General features: G+C 43.0%; 27 protein-coding genes and 1 pseudogene. 18 read left to right on the top strand and 10 right to left on the bottom strand.

Going from position 1 to position 25,823, the window contains the following annotated elements:
• Positions 1-207 precede the first annotated feature (207 nt).
• Complete coding sequence (gene sppA / locus AB8613_RS13510) at positions 208-2,058, top strand: signal peptide peptidase SppA (RefSeq protein ID WP_372383953.1); 1,851 nt, start codon at positions 208-210, stop codon at positions 2,056-2,058.
• A gap of 118 nt (positions 2,059-2,176) precedes the next feature.
• Positions 2,177-3,193, top strand: coding sequence for an asparaginase (ansA, locus tag AB8613_RS13505; RefSeq protein WP_060982262.1), 1,017 nt, complete (start codon positions 2,177-2,179; stop codon positions 3,191-3,193).
• Between the two features lie 104 nt (positions 3,194-3,297).
• Here the strand turns inward: ansA and AB8613_RS13500 are convergent, their stop codons facing one another.
• Entirely contained in the window at positions 3,298-3,579 is a 282-nt protein-coding gene (locus AB8613_RS13500) for a YeaC family protein (protein WP_372383952.1), read from the bottom strand.
• Between the two features lie 113 nt (positions 3,580-3,692).
• On the opposite strand from AB8613_RS13500, the gene AB8613_RS13495 reads away from it, so the two are divergent.
• The gene (locus AB8613_RS13495) at positions 3,693-4,499 is read left to right on the top strand and encodes a DUF2989 domain-containing protein (RefSeq protein WP_372384823.1); all 807 of its coding nucleotides are present in this window, start codon (positions 3,693-3,695) and stop codon (positions 4,497-4,499) included.
• 172 nt (positions 4,500-4,671) lie between these two features.
• Here AB8613_RS13495 and msrB read toward each other — a convergent pair whose 3' ends face one another.
• Complete coding sequence (gene msrB / locus AB8613_RS13490) at positions 4,672-5,109, bottom strand: peptide-methionine (R)-S-oxide reductase MsrB (RefSeq protein ID WP_019823761.1); 438 nt, start codon at positions 5,107-5,109, stop codon at positions 4,672-4,674.
• A gap of 319 nt (positions 5,110-5,428) precedes the next feature.
• On the opposite strand from msrB, the gene gap reads away from it, so the two are divergent.
• Both gap and AB8613_RS13480 read left to right on the top strand, forming a co-directional pair.
• Positions 5,429-6,424 (top strand): type I glyceraldehyde-3-phosphate dehydrogenase, encoded by a 996-nt coding sequence (gap, locus tag AB8613_RS13485; RefSeq protein ID WP_017059382.1) that lies wholly within the window; start codon positions 5,429-5,431, stop codon positions 6,422-6,424.
• A gap of 236 nt (positions 6,425-6,660) precedes the next feature.
• Positions 6,661-7,545, top strand: coding sequence for a D-hexose-6-phosphate mutarotase (locus AB8613_RS13480; RefSeq protein WP_372383951.1), 885 nt, complete (start codon positions 6,661-6,663; stop codon positions 7,543-7,545).
• Positions 7,546-7,678: 133 nt separating this feature from the next.
• Here AB8613_RS13480 and AB8613_RS13475 read toward each other — a convergent pair whose 3' ends face one another.
• Positions 7,679-8,647, bottom strand: coding sequence for a nucleoside hydrolase (locus AB8613_RS13475; RefSeq protein WP_372383950.1), 969 nt, complete (start codon positions 8,645-8,647; stop codon positions 7,679-7,681).
• 205 nt (positions 8,648-8,852) lie between these two features.
• On the opposite strand from AB8613_RS13475, the gene rlmA reads away from it, so the two are divergent.
• From rlmA to AB8613_RS13450, 5 genes are all read left to right on the top strand, one after another.
• Positions 8,853-9,668 (top strand): 23S rRNA (guanine(745)-N(1))-methyltransferase, encoded by an 816-nt coding sequence (gene rlmA, locus AB8613_RS13470; protein ID WP_372383949.1) that lies wholly within the window; start codon positions 8,853-8,855, stop codon positions 9,666-9,668.
• A 75-nt stretch (positions 9,669-9,743) separates the two neighbouring features.
• The gene (locus AB8613_RS13465; RefSeq protein WP_372383948.1) at positions 9,744-10,697 is read left to right on the top strand and encodes a ChaN family lipoprotein; all 954 of its coding nucleotides are present in this window, start codon (positions 9,744-9,746) and stop codon (positions 10,695-10,697) included.
• Between the two features lie 265 nt (positions 10,698-10,962).
• The gene (locus AB8613_RS13460) at positions 10,963-11,316 is read left to right on the top strand and encodes a hypothetical protein (RefSeq protein WP_029405548.1); all 354 of its coding nucleotides are present in this window, start codon (positions 10,963-10,965) and stop codon (positions 11,314-11,316) included.
• Positions 11,317-11,445: 129 nt separating this feature from the next.
• The gene (locus AB8613_RS13455) at positions 11,446-13,332 is read left to right on the top strand and encodes a BCCT family transporter (protein ID WP_146492277.1); all 1,887 of its coding nucleotides are present in this window, start codon (positions 11,446-11,448) and stop codon (positions 13,330-13,332) included.
• Between the two features lie 193 nt (positions 13,333-13,525).
• Positions 13,526-15,103, top strand: coding sequence for an alkaline phosphatase (locus AB8613_RS13450; protein ID WP_372383947.1), 1,578 nt, complete (start codon positions 13,526-13,528; stop codon positions 15,101-15,103).
• A gap of 148 nt (positions 15,104-15,251) precedes the next feature.
• On the opposite strand, the gene AB8613_RS13445 is transcribed toward AB8613_RS13450, so the two are convergent.
• Positions 15,252-15,689: a YcgN family cysteine cluster protein gene (locus AB8613_RS13445; protein WP_285953179.1), complete on the bottom strand. Its 438-nt coding sequence runs from the start codon at positions 15,687-15,689 to the stop codon at positions 15,252-15,254.
• A gap of 159 nt (positions 15,690-15,848) precedes the next feature.
• Here AB8613_RS13445 and AB8613_RS13440 point away from each other — a divergent pair.
• From AB8613_RS13440 to AB8613_RS13430, 3 genes and pseudogenes are all read left to right on the top strand, one after another.
• Positions 15,849-15,938 (top strand): annotated as a pseudogene (locus AB8613_RS13440) (YkgJ family cysteine cluster protein); the annotation flags it as partial.
• 30 nt (positions 15,939-15,968) lie between these two features.
• A complete protein-coding gene (locus AB8613_RS13435; RefSeq protein WP_372383946.1) occupies positions 15,969-16,199 on the top strand; it encodes a YkgJ family cysteine cluster protein in 231 nt (76 codons plus the stop codon).
• Positions 16,196-17,611 carry a recombinase family protein gene (locus AB8613_RS13430; RefSeq protein WP_372383945.1) on the top strand — a complete coding sequence of 472 codons (1,416 nt, stop codon included), beginning with the start codon at positions 16,196-16,198 and terminating at the stop codon, positions 17,609-17,611. Before AB8613_RS13435 ends, AB8613_RS13430 begins: the two co-directional genes overlap by 4 nt.
• Positions 17,612-17,717: 106 nt before the next feature.
• On the opposite strand, the gene AB8613_RS13425 is transcribed toward AB8613_RS13430, so the two are convergent.
• Complete coding sequence (locus AB8613_RS13425; protein ID WP_372383944.1) at positions 17,718-18,578, bottom strand: hypothetical protein; 861 nt, start codon at positions 18,576-18,578, stop codon at positions 17,718-17,720.
• A 38-nt stretch (positions 18,579-18,616) separates the two neighbouring features.
• Positions 18,617-19,165: a recombinase family protein gene (locus AB8613_RS13420; RefSeq protein WP_372383943.1), complete on the bottom strand. Its 549-nt coding sequence runs from the start codon at positions 19,163-19,165 to the stop codon at positions 18,617-18,619.
• Positions 19,166-19,596: 431 nt separating this feature from the next.
• Between AB8613_RS13420 and AB8613_RS13415 the strand changes: the two genes are divergently transcribed.
• Together AB8613_RS13415 and AB8613_RS13410 are read left to right on the top strand one after the other, a co-directional pair.
• Positions 19,597-19,902 (top strand): hypothetical protein, encoded by a 306-nt coding sequence (locus tag AB8613_RS13415; protein ID WP_372383942.1) that lies wholly within the window; start codon positions 19,597-19,599, stop codon positions 19,900-19,902.
• Between the two features lie 441 nt (positions 19,903-20,343).
• On the top strand, positions 20,344-20,904 hold the full coding sequence (locus AB8613_RS13410) for a MarR family transcriptional regulator (RefSeq protein WP_372383941.1): 561 nt from the start codon (positions 20,344-20,346) through the stop codon (positions 20,902-20,904).
• Positions 20,905-21,059: 155 nt separating this feature from the next.
• Here AB8613_RS13410 and AB8613_RS13405 read toward each other — a convergent pair whose 3' ends face one another.
• Both AB8613_RS13405 and AB8613_RS13400 read right to left on the bottom strand, forming a co-directional pair.
• Positions 21,060-21,515 (bottom strand): hypothetical protein, encoded by a 456-nt coding sequence (locus tag AB8613_RS13405; RefSeq protein ID WP_372383940.1) that lies wholly within the window; start codon positions 21,513-21,515, stop codon positions 21,060-21,062.
• Positions 21,516-21,529: 14 nt separating this feature from the next.
• Entirely contained in the window at positions 21,530-22,726 is a 1,197-nt protein-coding gene (locus AB8613_RS13400) for an MrcB family domain-containing protein (RefSeq protein WP_372383939.1), read from the bottom strand.
• Between the two features lie 117 nt (positions 22,727-22,843).
• Between AB8613_RS13400 and AB8613_RS13395 the strand changes: the two genes are divergently transcribed.
• The 3 genes from AB8613_RS13395 to AB8613_RS13385 all read left to right on the top strand — a co-directional run bounded on the left by AB8613_RS13395 (position 22,844) and on the right by AB8613_RS13385 (position 24,700).
• Positions 22,844-23,026, top strand: a complete 183-nt coding sequence (locus tag AB8613_RS13395) for a Fe-S-cluster oxidoreductase (protein WP_372383938.1) — start codon at positions 22,844-22,846, stop codon at positions 23,024-23,026.
• Positions 23,027-23,119: 93 nt separating this feature from the next.
• Positions 23,120-23,809 carry an aquaporin Z gene (aqpZ, locus tag AB8613_RS13390; protein ID WP_146492280.1) on the top strand — a complete coding sequence of 230 codons (690 nt, stop codon included), beginning with the start codon at positions 23,120-23,122 and terminating at the stop codon, positions 23,807-23,809.
• A gap of 231 nt (positions 23,810-24,040) precedes the next feature.
• On the top strand, positions 24,041-24,700 hold the full coding sequence (locus AB8613_RS13385) for a porin family protein (protein WP_372383937.1): 660 nt from the start codon (positions 24,041-24,043) through the stop codon (positions 24,698-24,700).
• Between the two features lie 98 nt (positions 24,701-24,798).
• Here the strand turns inward: AB8613_RS13385 and recR are convergent, their stop codons facing one another.
• Both recR and AB8613_RS13375 read right to left on the bottom strand, forming a co-directional pair.
• Entirely contained in the window at positions 24,799-25,398 is a 600-nt protein-coding gene (recR, locus tag AB8613_RS13380) for a recombination mediator RecR (protein ID WP_019823189.1), read from the bottom strand.
• A 77-nt stretch (positions 25,399-25,475) separates the two neighbouring features.
• Positions 25,476-25,805 (bottom strand): YbaB/EbfC family nucleoid-associated protein, encoded by a 330-nt coding sequence (locus AB8613_RS13375; RefSeq protein WP_017062338.1) that lies wholly within the window; start codon positions 25,803-25,805, stop codon positions 25,476-25,478.
• Positions 25,806-25,823: the final 18 nt, after the last annotated feature.

Genomic DNA, 25,823 nt, shown 5'->3' with positions numbered 1-25,823 from the left:
CATTTTTGTAACACCGATCATAGTGCAGGATGTATTAATCGTTCAAAAGTTCTTAATCTAACTACACTTAATGAGAATATATATCGATTAACAATTCTTGGTATAGTTTGAGCTTGGGAATTATCGTAGGATACTAAGCAGTTCATATTATTGAGATTAATGGTACTACGGCTTGTTAAAGCGACGTGATCTCACTGCGGAGACAGAATGAAAAAAATATTCAAATTTATAGGCATGATCTTTAAAGGGATTTGGAAGCTCATCACGTTTGTGCGTCTTGCGCTGGTAAACCTTTTCTTTTTACTCAGTATCGCCATCATCTACTTTGTGTACTTCCATTCAGATACGGCCCAGCCGACTGTTCCACAAGAATCAGCGTTAGTACTTAACCTGTCTGGCCCTATCGTAGAGCAAAGCCGCTATATTAACCCTATGGATTCGGTCACGGGTTCGCTGCTGGGCAAAGACCTTCCAAAAGAAAACATCCTGTTTGATATCGTTGAAACGATTCGCTACGCAAAAGACGACGATAATGTAACGGGTATTGTTTTAGCACTTAAAGAGCTGCCAGAGACCAATCTAACTAAACTGCGTTACATTGCTAAAGCCTTAAATGAGTTTAAAGCGTCGGGTAAGCCGATTTATGCGGTAGGTGACTTCTACAACCAAAGCCAATACTACCTGGCAAGTTACGCCACTAAGGTGTACATGTCCCCTGACGGTGGTGTGCTTCTCAAAGGTTACAGCGCCTATTCGCTTTACTACAAAACCTTATTAGAGAAGCTAGACGTAAATACGCACGTGTTCCGTGTTGGTACCTATAAATCAGCTATCGAGCCCTTCATTCGTGACGACATGTCAGATGCAGCGAAAGAGTCCGCTTCTCGTTGGTTAAGCCAACTGTGGGGTGCGTACGTTGATGACGTCAGCAACAACCGTCAGATCGATGCTAAAACACTGAACCCAAGCATGGAAACGTTCTTGAAAGAACTTGAGTCTGTGGACGGTGACATTGCAAAACTGGCTGAGAAACTTGGCTTAGTGGATGAGCTAGCGACACGCCAACAAGTTCGACTAGAGCTTGCCGATGTTTTCGGCAGTGACGGTCAAGACAGCTACAACGCGTTTGGTTACTACGAATACCGTGCAACCATGCTTCCAGACATGACCAGTGAGCCACACGATGTCGCCGTGATTGTTGCTAGCGGCGCAATTATGGATGGTAAACAACCGCGTGGTACGGTTGGTGGTGATACTACTGCAGCCCTACTTCGCCAAGCGCGTAATGATGATAAAGTGAAAGCCGTTGTACTTCGTGTAGATAGCCCAGGTGGTAGCGCATTTGCTTCAGAAGTGATCCGCAATGAAATAGAAGCGATCAAGCAAGCAGGTAAACCGGTTGTTGTGTCGATGTCGAGCCTTGCTGCTTCAGGTGGTTACTGGATCTCGATGGGTGCGGATAAGATCCTAGCGCAACCAACCACGCTCACCGGTTCGATTGGTATCTTCAGTGTTATCACGACCTTCGAAAAAGGATTAAACGATATTGGTGTTTACACTGACGGCGTTGGTACGTCACCTTTCTCAGGTATCGGTATTACGACAGGACTTAGCGATGGCGCGAAAGACGCTTTTCAAATGGGCATTGAAAACGGTTACCGCCGATTCATCAGCCTAGTTGGAGAAAATCGCGGCATGGAAGTCGATGCTGTAGACAAGATCGCTCAAGGCCGAGTATGGACAGGTCAAGATGCAATCCAGAAAGGCTTAGTCGATGAGATTGGCGATTTTGATGATGCGGTTGCAGCTGCGGCTTCACTTGCAGAACTTGAAAGCTACAACATCTACTGGGTAGAAGAGCCACTTTCGGCCACTGAACAATTTATTCAAGAATTTATGAACCAAGTTCAGATGTCGATAGGCCTTGATATTCAATCGATGATACCAAGCAGTTTACAGCCTGTTACTCAACAGTTAGCTCAAGATAGCCAGCTGTTAGGCAACTTTAACGACCCACAAGGCCGCTACGCTTTCTGCTTAAATTGCCAAGTTCAATAAGATAAGTTCAACGCTTTATTATCAAGAGGCGCCTCTGTGTTAGGTGCCTCTTTTTATTGCATGATAATTCGCTATAATCGCCCCCCTGTTCCCTATATCACACTAAGTATTATTCGCCATGGAAAGAAAACACATCTATATCGCGTACACCGGCGGCACAATTGGCATGCAGAAGTCTATTGACCACGGCTATGTTCCAGTCGCAGGTTTCATGGATAAGCAGCTAGCTGGCATGCCTGAATTCCATCGCCCAGAGATGCCTGAGTACACCATTCACGAATACTCTCCATTAATGGACTCTTCAGATATGACGCCACTTGATTGGCAGACTATCGCTGATGACATCCGCGCGAACTACGATAAGTACGATGGTTTCGTTATCCTGCATGGTACAGATACTATGGCATACACCGCCTCTGCACTGTCTTTCATGCTTGAAAACCTCGGCAAACCTGTGATTGTAACGGGCTCTCAGATCCCATTAGCAGAGCTTCGTTCAGACGGACAAGCAAACCTACTGAATGCGCTACACATTGCTGCAAACTACCCAATAAACGAAGTGACGCTGTTCTTTAACAACAAGTTAATGCGTGGTAACCGCAGCACAAAATCACACGCTGATGGCTTCAATGCGTTTACTTCTCCAAATCTGAACCCATTGCTAGAAGCGGGTATCAATATCCAAATCAGCAATAACGTAAAGGTAAACGAGCAGCCTGAAGGTGCTTTCAAGGTTCATAATATTACTCCGCAACCTATCGGCGTAATCACTATGTACCCTGGCATATCACATGAAGTGATCCGCAACACACTATTACAGCCTGTTAACGCAATGATTCTGCTTACTTTTGGTGTGGGTAACGCACCACAAAACCCAGAACTACTTCAGCACCTAAAAGACGCATCAGAGCGTGGAGTTATCGTGGTAAACCTAACTCAATGTTTAGCAGGTAAAGTGAACATGGGTGGCTATGCGACGGGCTGTGCTTTAGCAGAAGCTGGGGTTGTCAGTGGTTATGATATGACTCCGGAAGCGGCACTAGCGAAACTTCACTACCTATTAAGCCAAAATCTAAGCTACGAAGAAGTGAAAACTCAAATGCAACAAGTGTTGCGTGGCGAGATGAGCTTATAAGTCTGTTAGCCAATTAACGTGAACTAAATCGTTTTATTGCTTATAAATAAACGGCTTAAAGTAAAAGGGGTGGCACATTGCCACCCCTTTGTTGTAATTTAAGCCTAATGATTAAGGTTAACCCTAACAATATCGTCTTGATCTGATTTAAACTGTTTCTTTAGTTCAGACTTAGATTTAAAGCTAATCTCACCACCAGCTGCAATTGTCATATGTTGAGCTTCAGAGTTATGTTTAGATTGATATAACATAACCGCTTGCATACACGAGTCGCGCTGCTCTTTTGAGAGCGCCGTACCTTCTGGCCATTTACCCGTTTCAACTGCATAAGTTAAACGTTCGTAGACCTCGGGTGTCATTGCGCTAAGAAGTTGTTCTGCATCCATGGTAAAGCCTTAGTTTTAACAATTTTCACCAGAAAATAACCCGTAACAGAATTGAGTCAAGAACCTGACCGATAATAAGTGCATTTGATCACAAGTGAAGGAATATGAAAATTATGAAATGGTTGGCGATTAGCCTATTGCCTTGCACTCTGGTTGGGTGTCTTGAAGGAAACAAAAATACCGATCAACTGTGCCAAAGCAACCCGGGCCTTCAGTGTGAACAATTGAACATGAACGATGGGCAATGTCGTGTCGCACGTACCGATCTTATCTGGCATCGATTTGAAGTTCAGAAACACCCCTCCGAAATCAATAAGATTAAAGAGTTCGAATTAGTCACTGCTTACAAAAAGTGCCTAGAGCTCGCAGCTCAGATCGAAACTATTGACCAATCTAAACTGCAAGAGCGCCGCTTTACCTCTTTAATGCACAGTATTGAAGAGTCTGAGCGCATTGTTGGTGAGCTATCGCAATCTGATACACCGGAAACGCTTTACTTCTTGTGGTCGCAAACTGGAGACACCAACGCAAGACGCAGTTTCCTACAACTGGAAGGCACAGAAGCGTTAAACACGGCAGAGATGCAATATGCCTTAGCAACCTTCTATACCACCAGAGATCATGCTAAAACACTTAAGCTGCTTAATAATGCCTTAACGTTGTCGAGCAACTCTGCCGTCAATACAGAGATCTTTAAGTCAATGGCCAGCATCAATCACAGCTTGGGCCATATGGAAAAGGCGTATGTCTGGGCGATGGTTGCCAAAGAGTTTGATGTACCAATTGCATCAGAAGCGGAACTGGCCGTTCTCTATCGTTTTGAAGATTCAAAATACAAACAGTTAAATAAAGACGCAGACAAAATTGTCGAAGCTATTGAGGATGGGGTCTACAGCCCTTCAATCGTCCCGAGTTACTGATCGCTTCATTTATAGTGTTCTAACTTAAGCTTCTTATTCACCTGCTTTAAAAAAACAGCTACCTTTTTGGTAGCTGTTTTTATTTGTACTAGAGTTAAATCTGAAATCTTGGGCGTTTCAGCATTCCTAAATCGACAAATGCGACCTGTAAGGATTAGACAATAGTTACAAGTTATTTCGTACTTTCGTCATTTTTGTTGAAAATTAACGACACTGAATTAACACAGAACCGTTCACCAGTGGTCTTCGGACCATCAGGAAAAACGTGACCTAAATGGCTATCACAAGCGGTACAACGGATCTCTACACGCTTCATTCCGTGACTTAGATCTTCTATATAGCGTACTGCTTCATCATTTACTGGGGCATCAAAGCTTGGCCAACCACACCCAGAGTCATATTTGTTATCCGACAGAAACAAAGGGCTTTCACAGCATGTACAGCTATAGACGCCAGTCTTATGGTTGTGCAGTAACTTACCGCTATATGGGGCTTCAGTACCACGTTCACGACACACTGCAAATTCGTCGTCCGTTAGGCGTTCACGCCAGTATTCATCAGGCTTTATCATATTTCCTCCCTTTTGAATCACGTTAATATCTCTCCACATTATCAGTTATTATATTTACTTTTTTCTATAAAGGCTTGCATATCAGTCGTTTTGTAGCACATACTTTCTCACCAGGAAACATTGTACATATACACTCATAAGTGAATCATCATTTAGGGGTATTTTACCCAACTGGAAGGGTACAGAGCCACTTGCAATGGTCAATTTTCAACCACTTACACCCAATTGTTAAGAAAAGCGTCGCTTTTTTTTGACATTAAACAAGTTAAGTCGGATTATCTATTGCAGATGTATACTGGATTCTGTAATTTTACTACCAGTTATCTTTAATCAGAAATTAAGTTGTGGAGCAACTACAATGACTATCAAAGTAGGTATTAACGGTTTTGGCCGTATCGGCCGTTTCGTATTCCGCGCAGCTCAAGAGCGTGCAGACATCGAAGTAGTAGGTATTAACGATCTAATCGACGTAGAGTACATGGCATACATGCTTAAGTACGACTCAACTCACGGCCGTTTCAACGGTACTGTTGAAGTTGAAGGCGGTAACCTAATCGTTAACGGTAAAACTGTACGTGTTACAGCTGAACGTAACCCAGAAGACCTTAAGTGGGATGCTATCGACGTAGACGTAGTTGCTGAAGCAACTGGTCTTTTCCTAACTGACGAGACTGCACGTAAGCACATCACTGCTGGCGCTAAGAAAGTAGTTCTTACTGGTCCTTCTAAAGATGCAACTCCAATGTTCGTAATGGGCGTTAACCAAGCATCTTACGCTGGTCAAGACATCGTTTCTAACGCTTCTTGTACTACTAACTGTCTTGCACCTATCGCTAAAGTACTTAACGATAAGTGGGGCATTGAGTCTGGTCTTATGACTACAGTTCACGCTACTACAGCAACTCAAAAAACTGTAGATGGCCCTTCTGCTAAAGACTGGCGCGGTGGCCGTGGTGCTTCTCAAAACATCATCCCATCTTCAACTGGTGCAGCTAAAGCTGTAGGCGTTGTTCTTCCAGAACTAAACGGCCTTCTAACTGGTATGGCTTTCCGTGTACCAACTGCTAACGTATCTGTAGTTGACCTAACTGTTAACCTAAAAGAAGCTGCATCTTACGAAGAAATTTGTGCTGCAATGAAAGAAGCTTCTGAAGGCGAAATGGCTGGCGTTCTTGGTTACACTGAAGACCAAGTAGTATCACAAGATTTCATCGGTGAAGTTCAAACTTCAGTATTCGATGCTAAAGCTGGTGTTGCTCTAACTGACAAATTCGTTAAAGTTGTATCTTGGTACGACAACGAAATCGGTTACTCAAACAAAGTTCTAGACCTAATCGCTCACATCTCTAAGTAATTTCTTTTTAGAAATAGCTTTAGATAAGCATTAGCGAAGACTGTTTTGAGCAGACTTTGAAAAAGGCGACCTTAGTGTCGCCTTTTTAATACCTGCTATCTTTTAGACCGCGTCTATCTCAGTTCATCAAGGTAACGCAAAATTGAATTCCAATACTGACTCTGCTTGTTACTCGTGAAAGCACAAGCACCACTCTAGTCTGCATTTGAATTCAATTTCCTTAGAAGGATCATGTAATGGATTTATCTACTCTACCTGCACTGACTGTACTTTCTGATAACGTGACTATCGTTGAGCACGAAGGTGTAAAACTGGTTCGTGTTATCCACGATAAAGCAAACGCAGCTATTTCACTGTTTGGCGGCCATGTCGTGTCATTCCAACCGCAAGGCCAAGAAGACCTAATTTGGATGAGCCAACAAGCTAAATTCGACGGCAAAACAGCTCTGCGTGGCGGCATTCCAGTATGTTGGCCTTGGTTTGGTCGCATTGCAGTACCTGCGCACGGTTTTGCACGTTCAAGTGAATGGCAATTGGTTGAGCACCGTGAAAGCGAAGCTGGCGTGATTGTTAGCTTAGGTCTGAAGCCAAACGAAGAGACGCTAGCGGTATGGCCTCATCAATTCGATGCACGTTTGAATGTTGAGATCGGCGAGCAGCTAAAAGTGACCTTAGATGTGAAGAACACTGATTCTCAGCCATGGACTTTCTCTGGAGCACTGCACACTTACTTAAATATTGGCGATATTCACAGCACAACCACAACAGGTATGGGTGCTGAGTACATTGATAGCCTGCAAGACGGCAAAATCTGCCAAGGTGGTTCTGAACTGGTACTGACCGACACGATTGACCGCGTTTACACGCAACCAGAAGCGCAAATCTTAGTTGCTGACAAAAAGCAGGATCGCACACTAACGGTTGAAAACCACGGTCATAATTCTGCAGTACTGTGGAACCCGTGGGCCGAAGGTGCTGCTGGTATGGGTGATATGCAAAACGACGGTTACCTAACCATGTTATGTGTTGAATCAACGCTGCACGCATCAAGCCTAGAAGCAGGCAAAACATTACAGCCAGGCGAAAGCCACCAGCTTATTACGGTGATTGCTGCTCAGTAATCGGTTCGGTAAGTCGTTCAGTAACGAATTAAGTACATTAAGAATATCAAAGGCCGGTTAACCCGGCCTTTTTTATAGCTGTTGAGTACCTAGTACCACGCGATTAGAACTCTCGCGTGCTTAATGGTAAGGCCTAACTCTGTGAATATTGAACTAACGTTTCTTTATAGAGTGCTAACAGCGCCGTGTCGTCCACTTTGACACCCACCTTTTGTGCAGGGAACGAACTCCATTCATCGTTCATATAGCTACGTTGATCGCTTTTTTGAATCGTCATACCTTCCGCAGGGCCATCCGTGACAACCCTAACCGCACCACTTCGACATTCAAACAAAGAAGGTTGGATGACATAAGCAATCGCTGATGGATCATGAACATGGCACCCTTCCATTCCCACTTTTTCGGAATAGAACTTTAAATAGTAACGACTAACATCCCAAATGAACTGTCCAACCTCACCTGCTTCGTCTCGCAGATCATCAAGATATTGCCGAGTAAAAAAACTCTCTTCAGTAACATCAAGACCGATAATCACAACAGGCCATGAAGCTGTAAATACCTTGTCGGCTGCATGAGGGTCATCATGTATATTCGCTTCGGCAAATGGAGTCACATTACCTCTGTGGTCATTTTCACCAAAGGCCCCGCCCATAATGACCACTTCCTTTACTAAGTCGACGATTTCAGGATCCGCTTCAAGAGCAAGCGCAAGGTTAGTTAGAGGGCCTACAGCCACAAGAGTGATCTCTCCCGGTTCAGCTCGAACACTATCGATAATGAACTGATAAGCCGGCTTTTCAATCGCTGTAACCTCTAGCGCACTTGGTGCTTTAACATCACCAAACCCTGCTTCGCCATGAACCACAACCGTAGCTCCAACAGGATCTCTAACTAAGGGCTTATCAGTACCCTTTGCTACAAGTGCCTTCATACCAAACTTCTGCTTCAAATAGAGTGCGTTCTGAGTACCATTGTCTATCGTCGCATTACCATAAACTGTAGTAATACCCATTAGCTCAATCTCAGGGTGAGCCTCTGCAAATAGGATGGCCATTGCATCATCGATGCCCGGATCTGTATCTAGGATGATTTTCTTTGTCATATCAGCTTCTAATTAAACAGTAGGGAAAGGTAGACGATACCCAGAAAAAACGGAGATAAACGTGACCTAAACCTAAGCTATGATTTTTATTATGACGAGCCGTAAAGTCACCACTCTAATGACTGGTCTTCTTGGCTTTTTTATTTAGCCTGATGCTGACCTTTTTGATAGAATCTGCGCCCAACTATATGCCTCTGAGATCGTCATGACTTACCAATGCCCTTTGTGTCACCAACCTTTATCTCAACACGATCGTACGTTTAAGTGTGAAAAGAACCATCAGTTCGATTTAGCAAAAGAAGGCTACGTCAACTTGATGCCAGCACACCATAAACGTTCAAAAGATCCAGGTGACAACAAAGAGATGATGCAGGCACGTCGTCGCTTCCTTGAAGGCAACCATTACGATCCAATGCGCCAAGCGGTTGTCGGCTTATGTTCTAGCTACCTGCCAGACACAGATCCTAGCCTATTGGATATTGGCTGTGGCGAAGGGTATTACACCAACGAAATTGCGTTGAATCTTCAAGATAAAAACGGTGCTATTTTTGGTCTAGACATTTCTAAGATTGCTATCAAATACGCCGCTAAACGCTACCCAGCAGTCGACTTCTCTGTTGCCTCTAGCCATCGTCTACCCTTTGCAGAAAACAGCTTAGACGGCATTCTACGCATTTATGCACCATGTAAGGCAGAAGAGCTCCAACGTACAATTAAAGACAATGGTGTCGTGATTACAGTAACACCGGCAAGCCGACACCTATATCAGTTGCGTGACGCCATTTATGATGGTGTGCGTTTACACGATGAAGATCCTGAATTGATCGAAGGTTTTACTCTTGAACACCAAGAGCATCTAAACTATATGATGGAACTATCGGGGTCAGATGCATTCGACCTACTACAGATGACGCCGTTTGCTTGGAAAGCGACTGAAGAGTTTAAACAACAACTCACCAACGCAGAGCAATTCAACTGTGAAGCTGACTTTATGCTAAGAGTGTATCGCAAACAGGTTTAATTGATATTGATTATCGTTTGCATTGAAATCTCATCTTGCCTCCTTTAGTATGCGTGTTCTTCAAGGAGGCATTTCATGCGACGTATTATTCTTACCGGATTAGCCACTCTTCTCACAGCTTGTGCTAATCAACCCTCAGAAAACACTTCTCAAAAAGTGGTTCAACCGGAAACCGTTTCCACCTACTACGATTACCAGTTTGCCTCACCACAAGGCGAAGCACTCTCACTTAACGCTTTACCTCAAGAGTTGCTAGACGCTGACGTCATTCTTATTGGCGAATGGCATACTCACTCCGCCATCCACCGCTTTCAAACTGATTTCTTAAAAGCGCGCCGCAATGCAACATCAAACATTACACTTTCAATGGAACAGTTCACTCGAGAGCACCAAACCACACTCGACCAATACTTAAACGGTGAAATTGGCGAACAAATTCTCATGTCTCAAGCAACGGCGTGGCCAAATTACGAAAGTGATTACCGCGCGTTAGTTGAGTTCTCAAAAGCCAACGACGTCGATGTTATTGCGGCAAATGCACCAAAGCCATTCGTTCAGTGCATTGGCCGTAAAGGATTGCCTTACCTAGACCAATTATCGACCGAGCAACGCCTATGGATTGCTGCAGAAGTGGATACTGGCGATAGCCCATACAAAGAAAAGTTCATGGCTTCTATGCATCACGGCACGCCAGAGCAAACAGAAAAGCAGTTTGCCGCTCAAGTAACCTGGGATGAAACCATGGCTGAATCGATAGTGGATTACCTAGCGTCGAATCCGAATAAACAAGTGATTCATGTAGCAGGCATGTTCCACACCGAGGGTGGTTTAGGGACGGCGGCATCAATTCTACGCCGTAACCCTGATTTGAAAATCGCCATCATCAGCCCAGTTGAAGAGATCACATCGGATAACAGCGATTATCAGCTTGAAGTTCTCTCGCCACCGGCTCGCTTTGTTAAGAAAGAGAGCCGAATGAAGGCATACAAGCACCTGTCAAAACGCAGTGCTAGCCTAGAATGTGACTAAACCATTCTTCTAAGCTAAAGAGTCGATGGGCTAATCCTAGATAATCAGCCCATCGTCAGAACTAGATCACATTCCCGTCATTCATCCTAACTCCATCTAAAATCAAACATTCTTATCGGCACAGGACTTGCTTAGTAAACAGACAATTTAACCAAGCAGAAGAAAATGTAATGTGCGAATAAAAAACATCACTATCGATGATTAATTGCACAAGTTTTTCACACCTCTGCCGATACTATATTTAAGGATAAGTAAGGAGGGCGATATGACGCCAGTAGGAACGAGTAATACTCAGCTGTATTCACCTTCGCAAATGAATGCACAAGCTAAAAGCACTGAAGCTGAACAGCCTGCACCTCTTAAGGTTGAACAAAATACCGTCAAGCTTTCTGATGAAGGCAAAGCTCTATTATCTGCACTTAAAGAAATCGATAAAGAAGCCAAAAAAGTCGAAGCTGAAAACGCGACCGTTACCGATAAGGTAGAGTCATTTGCTCATGGCGCTTTAGGTATGGATCATCCAGATAAGATTGAAGAAGAGGACGATGGTTCTTATTCAGCAGGGCAATACTTATCCGCAGCGGCAACCGTTGGTGGCATCCTACTCGCTTTAATCTAACTTTACTCTCCTGTTACCGCAGATTTCCCTCTGCATTGAAGCGATTTGTCGTCACGACAACAGACCCGATTTGGTCTAAAAAACGAGTTCATTCCATAATTCCGCTCTCATTTTAATGGAATAATACTCGTGAAAAACACTTTTGAGCTTATTGACAAGCCTACCTTCTTTGGTGCGATTGCACTCCTACTCACGATAGTTTTCCCGCTAATTTTGTTCCCAGCACAGGGCGCAGACTGGATTGCGGTTGCGAAAACATTCATGACTGACCAACTTGGATTTCTATATCTTGCGCTAGGCCTCGCTGCCTGTGCATTTATGGTTTACGTTGTGTTCAGTGATATGGGACAAATTAAACTGGGCGAAGCTGATGAAGAGCCTGAATTCAAAACAGCATCATGGGCTGCAATGTTATTTTGTGGCGGTATCGGTGCAAGTATCTTGTACTGGGGCTGTATTGAGTGGGCTTACTACTACCAATCACCGCCTTTCCAACTAGAACCTGGGAGTGAAGAAGCGGTTCGTTGGGCTGCAACTTACGGTTTGTTCCACTGGGGACCAATCGCTTGGTCTATCTACCTGATCCCGGCGATTCCTATCGCTTACTTCTTCTATGTACGTAAACAGCCAGTTCTAAAGATCTCTAGTGCGTTAATGCCTGTTCTTGGTGAACACCGCAGTAAAGGCGTACCTGGAAAAATCGTCGATATCCTTTTCATTTTCGGTCTATTAGGCGGCGCTGCAACAACGCTAGGTTTAGCTGCACCTCTAATCACTGAAGGTCTGAATCACCTATTTGGTCTACCTAAAAATAACCTAACGCAAGTGATGGTTCTTTTAGTGTGTACTGCGATTTTTGCTTACTCATCTTATGCTGGATTGGAAAAAGGCATCAAGATCCTAAGTAACATCAACTTCTGGGGTGCGATGGGTCTACTGGCTTTCGTTCTGATTGCAGGTCCAACAATCTTCATGCTAGAAACAGGTTTAGACTCAATTGGTCGTCTACTATCTAACTTCTTCGTGATGGCAACTTGGGCTGAACCATTTGGTGGTTACGGTACCTTTGAAAATACTCACTTCCCACAAGACTGGACAATTTTCTACTGGGCATGGTGGCTAGTATTTGCACCAAGTATGGGTCTGTTTGTTGCGCGTATTTCTCGCGGCAGAACCATCAAACAAATGGTGTCAGGTTCGATCTTCTTTGGTTCTCTAGGTTGTTTCTTATTCTTCATGATTTTAGGTAACTACGGCTTATCACTGCAACTTTCTGGTGAGCTAGATGTCGTTGCTATTTTGAATGCTGAAGGCGCAACCAAAGCTATCTTCTCGATGCTTGCCCAACTGCCAATGAGCACACTAGTTATCGCGGTATTTACACTACTGTGTATCATTTTTACTGCGACAACCTTTGACTCAATCTCATACATCCTAGCGTCTGTTGTACAAAACAACGTGACAGAAGAACCAATGCGTTGGAACCGTATGTTCTGGGCATTTACTCTATCGTTCCTACCAACGATTCTAATGTTCTTGGGCGGTCTAAGTACTCTACAAACGGCGGCGATTGTTGGTGGCCTGCCGCTGCTTGCTATCTCTGTCATGTTGATGATTTCAGCGGTTCGTGCGACAAACCTAGACCTGCGCCATCAAGATGCGTACATCGAGCCAACGATCAACATCGAAGAACTGCCAGACATGGACCCTTGGTCTGCAGAAGGTATGGCGCTGGCTCAATTTGAGAAAGAAAAAGATGCTGCGCAAGAAGCCGCAGAACTTGAGCGTGTTGCTTACACAGAACTTGCCGCAGTGAAGAAAGAAATTCGCGCTTATGTGTTAGAACAAGGTTCACAAATGGAAACTCACGAGTTACCAGAGAATCTACAACAAGCACTTGAGTTGGCCGAGAGTAATCTTAGTGCCGCACAAGCGAAAAAGATCGAGTTATCTGAGCAAGCTCAGAATGCTCGTATCACGTTCAACCAGGTGGTTGCAGACTTACCGCTTGCTTGACATTAGCCATGACGCAGTCCATTGATTTGGACCCTCCTAAATACGACCAAGGCTCACAGAGATGTGAGCCTTTTTTTATGCTTTTCTAAAAACTTGAGTTATTGCTCAATTTCATATTGATGAAATAAATATGAAACGACTTTGACACAAATCGGTGTTCTAATCATCCCGCTTATATAAAAAGGGATAACTAATGAAGCACTTTATGAAACCAATTGTTACCGCAGTGGTAACCTCTACACTCTCATTCAACGTACTTTCAGCAGAAATCAAAAATGTCATTCTGATGATCGGCGACGGTATGGGACCTCAGCAAGTTGGCTTATTGGAAACCTACGCAAACCAAGCGCCAAATTCAATCTATAAAGGGAACAAAACGGCCATTTATCAACTTGCTCAAGAAGGGGTTATTGGTTCATCCCTAACGCATCCGGAAGACGCAATCGTAGTGGATTCAGCTTGCTCTGCGACCATGCTTGCAACGGGTATCTACAGCGGTTCAGAGGTGATCGGTATCGATTCTCAGGGTAACCATGTTGAGACAGTACTTGAGAAAGCGAAAAAAGCAGGCAAAGCGACCGGCTTAGTTTCCGACACGCGCTTAACTCACGCGACCCCTGCTTCTTTCGCCGCTCACCAACCTCACCGTTCTTTAGAGAATCAAATTGCATCTGATATGCTAGCAACCGGCGCTGATGTGATGCTCTCTGGAGGACTGCGTCATTGGATCCCTAAATCGACCAACGACAAAGGTGAAACCTATAAGCAACTTGAAAAACTAACTCAAGGTGATGTTTATCTCAAATCGAAGCGTAAAGACGACCGTAACCTGCTGACTGAAGCAGAAAAAGACGGCTACCAACTGGCGTTTAATCGCAACATGCTAGACGACGCTAAGGGCGATAAACTACTTGGCCTGTTCGCCTACTCAGGCATGGATGATGGCATCGCTTACAGCAACAAGAAAAAGAGTGGCGAACGAACTCAGCCAAGCCTGAAAGAGATGACACAAAAAGCGCTCAACATCCTATCCAAAGATGAAGATGGCTTTTTCCTAATGGTCGAAGGCGGCCAAATAGATTGGGCGGGACACAGTAACGATGCAGGCACTATGCTGCATGAACTGCTCAAATTTGATGAAGCGATCCAAACAGTGTATGAATGGGCAAAAGATCGTGAAGACACGATCGTGATTGTAACTGCAGACCATGAAACAGGATCTTTTGGCTTCAGCTACTCTTCTAACGACCTACCAAAACCACAGAAACGTTCTGGTGAAGCCTTCGCCGACCGCGACTATGCACCTAACTTTAACTTTGGTGCATTCGATATTCTCGATGGTTTATATAATCAGAAGCAAAGCTACTACGGCATGATCAGCGAATTTCAGAAGCTGGATAAAGCGCAGCAAACACCTGAAAAGCTCGCTGAGATCGTCAACAAAAGCAGTGAGTTCCCTATTACAGCTGAACAAGCGAAAAATGTATTAGCAAGTAAGCCGAACCCATACCGATTGGCTCAGCACAAATATTTGTCGGCAGAAGAAGTGCCTGCTATCAACGATTTCGATGCATTCTTCCCATATAACGACCGTGGCAACCTACTTGCTCGAGAACAAGCAACAGGTCAAAACATCGTTTGGGGTACAGGTACACACACTCACACACCAGTGAACGTGTTTGCTTGGGGTCCTGCTGAAAAGATACTGCCAGTTTCGAAAATCATGCACCACTCAGAACTAGGTGAGTACATTAAACAACAAGTAAACTAGCCTGAATCTTTTTTGCTCGTTTAACTTTAGCGCCCTTCGGGGCGTTTTTTGTTTTAAACCTTTAAGCCTTTAAACTAAGTAAGTTTCAAATTTAGGTGACGCCAAATAGCAAAACAGCCGCTATTGAGCGACTGTTTTTCTTTAATCATTAACGATTTGGGTGGTTCAAGATGTGGTCTTCCCAATCAACAACATCAATTTCGTAAACCACTTTATTACGAACACTTTCACCAGCTGCATGCATCTCTGATTTAGAACCCGTGATCAATGGGTGCCATTCAGGGATCGGCTTAGATTCAGATAGAAGACGATAGGCACAAGTATCTGGCAACCAATGGAATTCATCGATCTTGTCACGAGTCAGCTTCAAACACTCTTCACCTGAAGTGAAGCGGTTCGGGTAATCTTTACATGAACATGTTTTGTCGTTTAACCAGCTACACGCTACATTGGTGTAGTACACTTCATCGCTATCTTCATCCATTAGCTTATGTAGACAACACTTACCACAACCGTCACACAGTGATTCCCACTCATTCTCGGTCATTTGTTCTAGTGTCTTTTCTTGCCAAAATGGATTCGTCATAGGATTACTTCTTACTCTTTTACTGGGGTGCGTGTTATACCGCTAGCCCATAAAAAGTTCAAGGATAATAATTGTTCATTCTTTGATTCAATCAACAGCTGTCACTCTCATCATTTTTTGCTACTATCGCGCACCCTGTTATTTAGTGAGTTTAATTTGATGGAATGTCGCCTAGGTTGTGGAGCATGCTGTGTCGCTCCAAGTATTACATCTGCTATTCCTGGAATGCCAAATGGCAAGCCTGCTGGTAATCTATTGAGCAAAGGTAAACAATAACTTATGGAATGCAGACTTGGTTGTGGTGCTTGCTGTATTGCACCTACTATTAGTTCTTTAGGTAAACCTGCTAACATACGTTGTGAGTACCTTGACGACGGGAACTTGTGTACCATTTTTGGCAAGCCTGAACGCCCTCAAGTATGTAGTGATTTCAAGGCAGAACTCGACTTCTGTGGAAAGACAAATGAGGAGGCGATGGCTAATCTTATTTATCTTGAGAAAGTGACATGACAACAGTCCTCTACTACGCCAGATTCAGCTCATCCAAACAACGTGATGGTTCATCAATAGAACGTCAATTAAGGCTCTGTGACACATACAGGCTAACCCATAAGCTACCATCACCCAACCACACCTACACCGACAAAGGTACATCTGCTTACCACTCAAAACAGCTGGAAGGCGAATTAGGTCAACTAGTGCATGACCTGGAAAACAGTGTTTACCAAAAGCCCATAACAATCCTATGTGAAGCTATTGACCGCATAAGCAGAGCCTCGATTCGTGATAGCCAAACAATCATAAACAGCATCACTGAGCATGCTGACCTTGTAACTGTATCTGACGGTAAAATTTACACGCACTCTGACGATTCACTGGAGACATCATTAATTCAATTGGTGAAATCAGCTACTAGCCGTGAAGAATCAGACAAGAAAAGTAAACGAGCAAAAGAATACTGGGCGACTTGCAAAGAGAATGGAGTAGCGCAAAACTCCGTTTGCCCTAAGTACCTCAAGCTCAATGCAGATAGAAAAGGTTACACAGTAAAAGGCGACATTGCTGACGAAATTAGAGGTATCTACAAACTCCTCAAAGCAGGCAAAGGTATCAAGAATGCCCATCAATCATTCCCTTCATGGTCTCCTAGCGCCATCGCTCGCCTACGTAAAGATGAACGCATCGTAGAACATGGCATCATAAGTGATACTGACTTCTGGAAAGTTCAAAGTACGTTAAAGACAACCCGTAAATCAGGGGCTAAGAACTCAAAGAATTTGTTCCGTTCGTTATTTGTATGTGGTGAGTGCGGCTCTAATCTTGTGTATGTTGCGCCTAGACCGTCTCGACCAACATGGTCAGGGCATTTGATGTGTAAGAACCGCCAAGCTAAAGGAAGGGTTGCATGTCCTAATTCTAAGAACATCAATTACAACAAGTTTGAGCCTATCTTCTTAGACTTTCTTGAGTCTGTTAGTAGTGAGTTGTTTAGGTCTAACCTTTCAGAAGTCGAAGCAAAAAAGAGTCAACTTGAAGCTCTTGTTATGCAGTACGAGCAACTAGAAAAGAAAGTGGATAATCTCTACGACATTCTAGGTGAAGCTCCAACCAAGCGTGGTAAAGCAAAAATAGACCAGCTTGAAGCGCAACTGAATGAACTAGAAGCGACCAAAGAGAAGCTAGAAGCCGAAGTCCAGGGTTACACTGACATTCAGCTTGAACAGCCATCTACCGACCTAGAACGTGAAGAATTCAACACACAATTACTGCATGCTTTCAAGTCGATAACCATCAAATACCCAACCGAGGGTAACCAATGGTTCACGTTCGACGATAAGTTTGAGATTAGTAGTGATTTCACAAGGTGGGAATTGATTCATACTGATACGAATGAACAACCTGTTGTCTTAGAGTTTGACTAACCAACCTCTAAAAAGACTCCCGCTAGCTCCACCAATGTTTGGAAACAGCTTTATTTCACTAGGTTATCGCCTTCTGAGATAGCGCTGTTTTTGTATGAGTGCCACACTAAAGTGCCACGTTACTAATCCATTCCTTTGCTAGTTGTATAGCTTGATACACTGGCTCAATAATCCAATCAACATTCGTATGATAACTTGTTTCAATCAAGCCAGATTGGAATGCTGCTGTTGTAGCCAAAACTACAGTTAGCCACTTCATTGTATTAGCTTGTCTCTTTGATTTTTCCTCTTTCTCCCTTTCTTCCTTAAGATGCTCATAAGTTACTAGCGCCTTTCCTTTCACCAGATGCTCACCGTACCCCTGCACCGATAATTCATCTGACTCTGCTAATGAAGCAAGCACCAGTTCTAACCGATTAAACAAATCATGATACTTCCTGTTATGAATTGCTTTTGAGGTGTAGATTTCATACATAAGTTTCAATGTATCGACTTTCCTATGACCCTGCGTCTCAGACAAATCCAGTACCGCTTTGAGTGCTGCTTCTCTTGTTGGCATTGGTAATCTTTTCCTTCGCCACCACCATGCAGGGATTAGATACTTCGAAGAACTCCACTTAGCTCTAAGAATGTATAAACCTGTAAGTTCATTCAGCAAGAACTCACTTCGGCTTTCGTAACCTATGTTTACGGTTCCATAGTAGTGAGTGATGTCGTAGTCGTACTCATCAAAGGAATCGACATTCAACTCTACTTGTTTATCGAACCTAGTTCCTTCTTGGTTCAACTCTAGTACATGAATCTTGTTGGCACTTATGCGCTCGACCAGATAACGACCATCTTTATTCGTCATCGTAATACTGTAGCAATCAACTGCTTTAGCTTCCTCTCCGCTACGTGCGACTCTGCCAGTATTAGCTTTCTTTGCTATCGCTTTTAGTTTCCACAGGAAAATCTTTTTTATCATTAGGTTACTCACTAAACACTAGTGTCGTGATTATACCATCATTGTGCACCAAGTAACCTATACAGTGTAGCTCTACCAATCCCTAACTCCTTGGCTGCTTTAGCTTTTGGCACACCATTATCTAATAGCTTCTGGACATCCTCTTTCGTCACCTGTGCTTTAGGTCTACCGATGTGCTTACCTGCTGCCTTGGCTGCTGCAATACCCTCAGCCTGACGCTCTTTAATCAGCTCCCTTTCCATCTGTGCCACTGCTGCCAGTATCCCTAGCACACCTTTCTGTGCTGCACTCATAGCACCATCGAATCTCATTCCTTCCTTGTGGAACTGCACAGATACACCTTTCTTGTTCATCTGTTCCACCAGCCCTACCGCATCACCAGCACCACTGCGACAGATACGGTCTAGGCTGTGAACATGTAGCACATCACCATCCCTAACGTATTCCAAGCACGCCTGTAGCTGTGGTCTGTCTACTGTCTTTGCTGAAACCTTTTCCTCGAACACCTTATCCAGTTTCACATCAGCTAACTGTCTGCTGGTGGATTGCTCAACTGTACTAACTCGAATGTATCCAACGTGTGCCATGCTTACCCCTTTGTCTCAAAACCTCTTAATACTTTCAGCATTACATGTATCAAAGCTAGAATTCAAGACTTTTGAGACAGCTTTATGTACAGTCTCATAAGGTATGCTTTTGAATCACTGTTAAAGTACACAGCCAAAATAAAACCCATTTACAACATGCCATTCTAAATGTACACTTTGCGACCATTTTTGTTTGAATAAGGTCAAGTGATGATACCTTTTCTTTTAATAGTCATAATCTGTATTTTATGTCCTATTTTTATCCCTGCTATAGCTGTGCTATTTGGAAGTTACCTAGGGTTATTTATGATAGTCAGCGGCTTGATTCTGGTAATTTTATTTGCTCGCATAATTAGCTCATTCGTTCACGAAGCTAAAAAGCCAATAACCGAGCAACAAAAACAAAACGAATCAGACTGGAATCAAAATTAATGAAACTTAGTAGGTTGTATAAAACTTTTTTGATTTTCTTCTCATTTGGAAATCAAGCTATTGCTGCTGTGAATTACCAGTTCAATCCAGAGCTAACAGTTAAGTACATAAAATCGTGTAAAGCGGACATTTACTTTTACAACACTCTCTTTAAATGTGATGGGTACACGGTTCATTTTTTAACGATGGGAGGAAGCTCGTCTGTAGTCACCATTCAGAACTCAACTGTCACAATCACAACAGAAGCAGCGGAGCGCTTTCAAAACCTTATTCAAGAAAAAGCAAAGAAGGAAAAAGGTGAGTGATAGGCGGAAATCCTGATAAATTTTCTACTTTGTTAATCAGGGTACCTTAATACCGAGACTTCGATTTTTAGGAAAAAATTTAAGGTTAAAATAACCTTGCCACATTCCCCCCGTCACCCCTTACAATTTCAGTCATTAAAAACAATACTTTACTATTGCAACCATCTCATACAGATTGACATTCTGTATGCTTTTTGTTATGGTTTCGCCCGATACGAAGTGGTATCAACATACACACACTAAAGCACACCTTGATGGTAATTTGCCATCTTAAAGGGTGTGTTTTTTGTTGCTAGTTATTTGGTGAAACGTCAAAGGTCAGACAAGCCTTTTATGAATTTACTTACATACAATAGCATTTTACTCACAAAAACAATCTAACCAATTGTTTTTATTTATGTTAATGGAGATTTCAATGTCCCAAAAACTTAGGAGAACATCATGCAAAAGAAAGGAGAAAAACACCCTTTAACTAAACCTCAACATCAGCTATTACTCAGCTTGGTGCATTCTAGAAACAAACAGTCAAGAAAAGTCTTTGACAAGAAAGACAATTGCTTTACCAACAAGAGTCTTCGTGAGATTGAAGAAGTCACCACCCACTCAAAAAGCAGCCTAGGGAGACTATTCAATGTGCTCAATGAACGTGATTTAACTCGGACGGTAGCAAACCACAAAGGTGAAGCTGTAACTATGCTCTCACCCTCATTTATGGCCTGTACGACGCATTACCTTGAAAAGCGATTTAAACTCGCAGTCTACGCACTGGGAAGCTACGAAAAGGCTTGTGAATGGTCTGACGCTTGTAGAGCCAATAGTGTTATTTATAACTTGGACACTTTTACACTAGCTGACGTTATCGACTTTGAGACGGGCGAAGTTACCCCACAAAGGAAAATTAGAAGAGTCCTAACCCAATTTGAGCTCAGAGAATGGGAAAGATACAGGTACTCATACTCCTGCACAGATAGGACAAAGCACCGCCCACCCAAAAGAGCATAACGATAGATACAAAAACGCCCCAGCATTTCTGCTAGGGCGATTAATGTATTGGTGACACTTTCCAGGCAAGCTCCTCATCGACTCTGACAGTTAAGCCAGGTTCGGTTGATAGCTTTTGTATGCGATTTTAAATACAGCTCTATCAAATAAAGGAGCTACAAAGGGTTTAAGAGTGGTTTCACACCAAAAACCTCACCACGTCGCGCCTTGTCCTCCATTAACCTTGCCTCTGCACTACTTTGAACTAGTAGATACTGATAGTCTAAGTTATCTCTAACGTACTTCTTAGTTAATTTATCAAGCGTTAACTTACCTGTAGAAAAGTCCATTAAATCCGATTGTGTTAGAAGTGGTATGACTAGCCTATTGGCAACATAGACACAAAATTGGTCACCACTTAAGCGTCCCGAAGCATGGCTATTTAGTCTTGTTACCATTCCGTATTTGCTTTTCCCCAGGGCAATAGCTTTCTCGATTTCTCTTCCAGACATACCACAGTAGAGCAATGTATCCTTATTCCAAATGGCATAAACTCCAGCTGATACAGAAGGTATTGAAGCATTACTCCAGTCTGAGAACTTTAATCTATTACTAAAACCTGAATCTTCCAAAAAACACTCCAAAGTTACTCACTTCCATACAGTTTCAGTTCGTAAGCACTTGGTTTTACTTGCACAACACCAGAACTAATTAACTTGAAAGGATTTTGTAGTACTTCTACCTTTTTAGCACCTTTTGCATTTACACCAGTGAGTAGATAAAGAAAATAACTATCCCCAAACTCCTCCGACGCATTCAACTCGTTAGCAGTTAAATTGAGACTACTCATACTATTTGAAACGGTGGATTTAACCTCTATCCGCTTAATGCTTCCATCTACGTCATAAGATGTAATGTCCCATCCTGGTCTATTATTTTGGGCTTCTTCATGAACGACTTTAACTGCAAGGTCTTCTCTTCCATTTAGTGACAAATGTTCAATTTCGCGCTTTAAAATGTATGCCTCACCCCAGTCGCCAATTTCTTTAGTAGTTCGGTTTGAAGAACGTTTGGAGTTATTACTTTTAGAAGAGCCACCTGATGAGTTCTTCATTTCTGAAGCTACTCTAGGCACAAAGTCTACAAATTCAGCATCGGTAGCTTTAGATAATAATTGTTCGGGCTGTATCGAGATTGAAAGTAAGGCGTCATTATCCGGTGTTGCCTTATCCTCTACCATCGACTGATAAATACGAACGAACTTATCGTAATCTCTGATTAAATGGTCTTCATCCAACGACTCGTTGATGTCATACGTAATGTGCAGTACAGCCCCCTCTTCATACCCTCTTTGAAGGCTATAACCTCGCTTATCCGTTATTTTAGAAACCCCAAGATTAACTCGACTTACAAAATCAACATCACCGATGCTATTCAAGTATGGCATCGCATGTAACTGCATTCTCAAAGCTGCATTTCTTATTTCTTGTAATGCTTGTTTGTTCTGCCCATAAAAGCGAGTAAATTGTGTTGCACCTAGCCCTAGCTCAAGCGTTATCGTGTTCATGTCTGTTGAGAATAGAAAAACAACATAAAACCCATGTGTAGCCTTGTTAGTAATCCTAGAGTCAAAGCTAGCAAACCATGGTCCTCTTGTAATGTTCCCCTCTCCACTTGACGCCCCAACAACCAACGACTTAAAACCTAATCGTTCATTTGTCTGAACTAATACGTTTTTTAGTTTCTTATTAATTAGCTCATCAGCTCTATTAGAGCTATCAACATGTTTTAATTCATAATAACTGTGCCATTTCTCAGCAAGCTCGATAATCAATTCTTTCATTATCTATTTCAACCAGTTGTTTTATTTAACTTTATCACCTCACATCAGATAAAAATGCGTTTTTCGTTTAGTTTTTGCAGATGACTAGAGGTCCCTGATTGAAATAAATACAATTAGTTGCCAGATGGTAAGCCTGCTGGCGTGCGTTGCATTCAATTAAATGAGCAAAATCTCTGTAAGCTATTTGGTCAGTCTTCACGCCCCAAGGTGTGTCACCAATTTAAAGCTTGTCCTGTCATCTGTGGAAAAACAGATCAAGAAGCACTTGATAACCTTATTGAGCTCGAAGCAATAACCTAACAATACTTTTCTTTTTATATATGCCCAAGATTTCACAACTTTGATAAATTTAAACTATCTTATTGATACTGGTAAAGATTAATAAGGATAGTTATGAATAGGTATATCGCAGAAATGTTCGGTACATTTTGGTTGGTATTAGGTGGTTGTGGTAGCGCCGTGTTGGCCGCTGCTTTTCCCGATGTAGGTATCGGCTTACTCGGGGTCTCCCTCGCCTTTGGTTTAACCGTACTCACCATGGCCTTTGCTATTGGGCATATATCAGGTTGTCACCTCAACCCAGCTGTCACCATCGGTCTATGGAGTGGTGGTCGCTTTGATGGCAAAGATGTTGCGCCTTATATTATTGCCCAAGTGATTGGCGGTATTATCGCGGGTGGCGTGCTATTTGTTATAGCTTCCGGCCAAGCAGGTTTTGACGTTGTCTCATCAGGCTTTGCTTCAAATGGTTATGGTGAACACTCGCCTGGAGGCTATTCACTTACCGCTGCACTCGTCTGTGAGGTCATCATGACCATGGTGTTCTTGTTTGTGATCATGGGCGCAACCGATTCAAAAGCACCGGCTGGATTCGCACCTATCGCTATCGGTCTATGTTTAACCCTAATTCACCTTATCAGCATTCCTGTAACCAACACCTCAGTGAACCCCGCTCGAAGTACTGGCGTAGCTGTGTTTGTCGGTGATTGGGCTGTGTCGCAATTATGGCTATTCTGGGTTGCACCGATTATTGGTGCCGTGATTGGCGCAATGATCTACAAAGCAGTGAGAGGTTCAGATTAAGTCCTATAACTCAATAAAAACCTACGTTAAATAAATGCAAGGCCGTTAAATTAGCGGCTTTGTGTTTTATGTCGTTTAGTTACTTATAAAGCTCTACCTGTATCTTCCTATCACATCGGTCACCTCTAGCTTGATAACTTTTGGTTAACAGGGCTATTCCATTGAATCATTAGCCGCAGTTGTCAGTGCTGCGCATAATGCACCCCATTCCCTATACCGATGGACATAACAATGAAAAAAACACTACTTGTACTAGCTCTTTCTTCTTTAACGGCAACAACAGCTTTCGCTAACGAATCGGTACCAACCCCTGAATTAATGCCAGAACCAATTAAAACCGAGTTTTTTGTTGGTGGTGGTTTGGGTTACCACTCAGCTAAAGCTCAAATCACTGGACCTGGCTTTAAAGAAAGTAAAACAGCCAAAGGCGCTGCTTTCCATATTCGTGGCGGTGCTTACATTCAAGAAAACCACAGAATTACTGGTACGATTAACTTTACTGGTGACAATGAACTATGGCATAGCCGTGAGGATCAGGACGAAATTAATCTAGATTTAGCTCAGACAGAGTTCCTTTTATCTTATGACTATATTCACGCCATTAACTCTCAGTTCTCCGTATTTGGTGGCGCGACGGTTGGTATGACACAAAACACTTTTAAAGGCGAGTATATTGATCTAATTGACTCTTCAGAGAATGGTTCAGCTAAATCTAAAGAAACTGACTTTGTGTACGGTTTACAAGCCGGTGTTCAATACAAGATCATGAAAAACGTTTCTGCCGATTTCCAATACCGTCATATGTTCGAATCATATTCTGAAGGCAATTTAATTGAACTATCTGTACCAAACAACAGCGAGTTTACTGTGTCTGTCGATTACCGCTTCTAATTAGATAGTGATATTCAGCTAAAGTGAATATAGGGAAGATATTCAGACTGCCTTAATAAAGAAAAAGCCGCTCAGTGATAATTCACCAAGCGGCTTTTTTAGATCTTATGACGACCGAGTAAGGAGTGCGAAAGCGTGGTGCCATCCACCAGCTCTAGCTCACCACCAACGGGAACACCATGAGCGATACGGCTTGCGTTCACTTCATGGGCATTACATAGCTCAGCAATGTAGTGCGCTGTCGCTTCCCCTTCAACTGTCGGGTTGGTCGCTAGGATTACTTCAGAGATATCACCACGTCGTAAGCGGTAGTCCAGCACATCGAGACCGATATCACTTGGACCAATGCCATCAAGTGGTGAAAGGTGACCCATAAGAACAAAGTAACGACCAGAGTATTGGCCAGTTGCTTCGATAGCTGCAATGTCTGCAGGGCTCTCTACTACACAGATTTGACCATTTTCCTGACGTTTAGGATTGGTACAAATGTGGCAAGTATCTTCTTCAGTAAAAGTACGGCACTCATTACAGTGACCAATTTCGGTCATTGCTTGGCTAAGAGCTTCAGCCAACTGTAGGCCGCCTTTTCTATCGCGCTGTAACAAATGAAAGGCCATACGCTGCGCCGACTTGGGGCCAACCCCAGGTAGACAACGTAAGGCCTCCATCAAATGCTCCAGCATATGACTGGTACGCATATTTAACCGTTCTAATTTTCAAGTAACGGTTTACTCAAGATAAACCGCAGCTTGAATAAACCTTTAGAAATAGTTTCTTAGAAAGGCATCTTCATACCTGGTGGAAGTTGCATTCCGCCAGTTACGCTAGCCATTTTCTCTTTTTGAGTTTCTTCAACGCGACGAGCCGCATCGTTGAAAGCAGCAGCGATAAGATCTTCAAGCATCTCTTTATCGTCTTCCATTAGGCTTTCATCGATATCAACACGGCGAACGCTGTGGCTACCAGTGATCGTTACTTTTACAAGGCCAGCACCTGACTCACCTGTAACTTCCATATTTGCGATTTCTTCTTGAAGCTTTTGCATGCGCTCTTGCATTTGCTGGGCTTGCTTCATCATGTTGCCCATACCGCCTTTACCAAACATGTTAATACTCTCTGGTCT

The organism is Vibrio sp. BS-M-Sm-2 (genome assembly GCF_041504345.1).
In the GTDB taxonomy this organism is placed as follows: domain Bacteria; phylum Pseudomonadota; class Gammaproteobacteria; order Enterobacterales; family Vibrionaceae; genus Vibrio; species Vibrio satsumensis.
This window is presented reverse-complemented; position numbering and strand designations above follow the sequence as displayed.

Excerpts from the sequence above, each read along its gene's own strand:
- sppA (WP_372383953.1), top strand. The coding sequence starts at position 208 with ATGAAAAAAATATTCAAATTTATAGGCATGATCTTTAAAGGGATTTGG.
- ansA (WP_060982262.1), top strand. The coding sequence starts at position 2,177 with ATGGAAAGAAAACACATCTATATCGCGTACACCGGCGGCACAATTGGC.
- AB8613_RS13500 (WP_372383952.1), bottom strand. The coding sequence starts at position 3,579 with ATGGATGCAGAACAACTTCTTAGCGCAATGACACCCGAGGTCTACGAA.
- AB8613_RS13495 (WP_372384823.1), top strand. The coding sequence starts at position 3,693 with ATGAAATGGTTGGCGATTAGCCTATTGCCTTGCACTCTGGTTGGGTGT.
- msrB (WP_019823761.1), bottom strand. The coding sequence starts at position 5,109 with ATGTGGAGAGATATTAACGTGATTCAAAAGGGAGGAAATATGATAAAG.
- gap (WP_017059382.1), top strand. The coding sequence starts at position 5,429 with ATGACTATCAAAGTAGGTATTAACGGTTTTGGCCGTATCGGCCGTTTC.
- AB8613_RS13480 (WP_372383951.1), top strand. The coding sequence starts at position 6,661 with ATGGATTTATCTACTCTACCTGCACTGACTGTACTTTCTGATAACGTG.
- AB8613_RS13475 (WP_372383950.1), bottom strand. The coding sequence starts at position 8,647 with ATGACAAAGAAAATCATCCTAGATACAGATCCGGGCATCGATGATGCA.
- rlmA (WP_372383949.1), top strand. The coding sequence starts at position 8,853 with ATGACTTACCAATGCCCTTTGTGTCACCAACCTTTATCTCAACACGAT.
- AB8613_RS13465 (WP_372383948.1), top strand. The coding sequence starts at position 9,744 with ATGCGACGTATTATTCTTACCGGATTAGCCACTCTTCTCACAGCTTGT.
- AB8613_RS13460 (WP_029405548.1), top strand. The coding sequence starts at position 10,963 with ATGACGCCAGTAGGAACGAGTAATACTCAGCTGTATTCACCTTCGCAA.
- AB8613_RS13450 (WP_372383947.1), top strand. The coding sequence starts at position 13,526 with ATGAAGCACTTTATGAAACCAATTGTTACCGCAGTGGTAACCTCTACA.
- AB8613_RS13445 (WP_285953179.1), bottom strand. The coding sequence starts at position 15,689 with ATGACGAATCCATTTTGGCAAGAAAAGACACTAGAACAAATGACCGAG.
- AB8613_RS13435 (WP_372383946.1), top strand. The coding sequence starts at position 15,969 with ATGGAATGCAGACTTGGTTGTGGTGCTTGCTGTATTGCACCTACTATT.
- AB8613_RS13430 (WP_372383945.1), top strand. The coding sequence starts at position 16,196 with ATGACAACAGTCCTCTACTACGCCAGATTCAGCTCATCCAAACAACGT.
- AB8613_RS13425 (WP_372383944.1), bottom strand. The coding sequence starts at position 18,578 with ATGATAAAAAAGATTTTCCTGTGGAAACTAAAAGCGATAGCAAAGAAA.
- AB8613_RS13420 (WP_372383943.1), bottom strand. The coding sequence starts at position 19,165 with ATGGCACACGTTGGATACATTCGAGTTAGTACAGTTGAGCAATCCACC.
- AB8613_RS13415 (WP_372383942.1), top strand. The coding sequence starts at position 19,597 with ATGAAACTTAGTAGGTTGTATAAAACTTTTTTGATTTTCTTCTCATTT.
- AB8613_RS13410 (WP_372383941.1), top strand. The coding sequence starts at position 20,344 with ATGCAAAAGAAAGGAGAAAAACACCCTTTAACTAAACCTCAACATCAG.
- AB8613_RS13400 (WP_372383939.1), bottom strand. The coding sequence starts at position 22,726 with ATGAAAGAATTGATTATCGAGCTTGCTGAGAAATGGCACAGTTATTAT.
- aqpZ (WP_146492280.1), top strand. The coding sequence starts at position 23,120 with ATGAATAGGTATATCGCAGAAATGTTCGGTACATTTTGGTTGGTATTA.
- AB8613_RS13385 (WP_372383937.1), top strand. The coding sequence starts at position 24,041 with ATGAAAAAAACACTACTTGTACTAGCTCTTTCTTCTTTAACGGCAACA.
- recR (WP_019823189.1), bottom strand. The coding sequence starts at position 25,398 with ATGCGTACCAGTCATATGCTGGAGCATTTGATGGAGGCCTTACGTTGT.
- AB8613_RS13375 (WP_017062338.1), bottom strand. The coding sequence starts at position 25,805 with ATGTTTGGTAAAGGCGGTATGGGCAACATGATGAAGCAAGCCCAGCAA.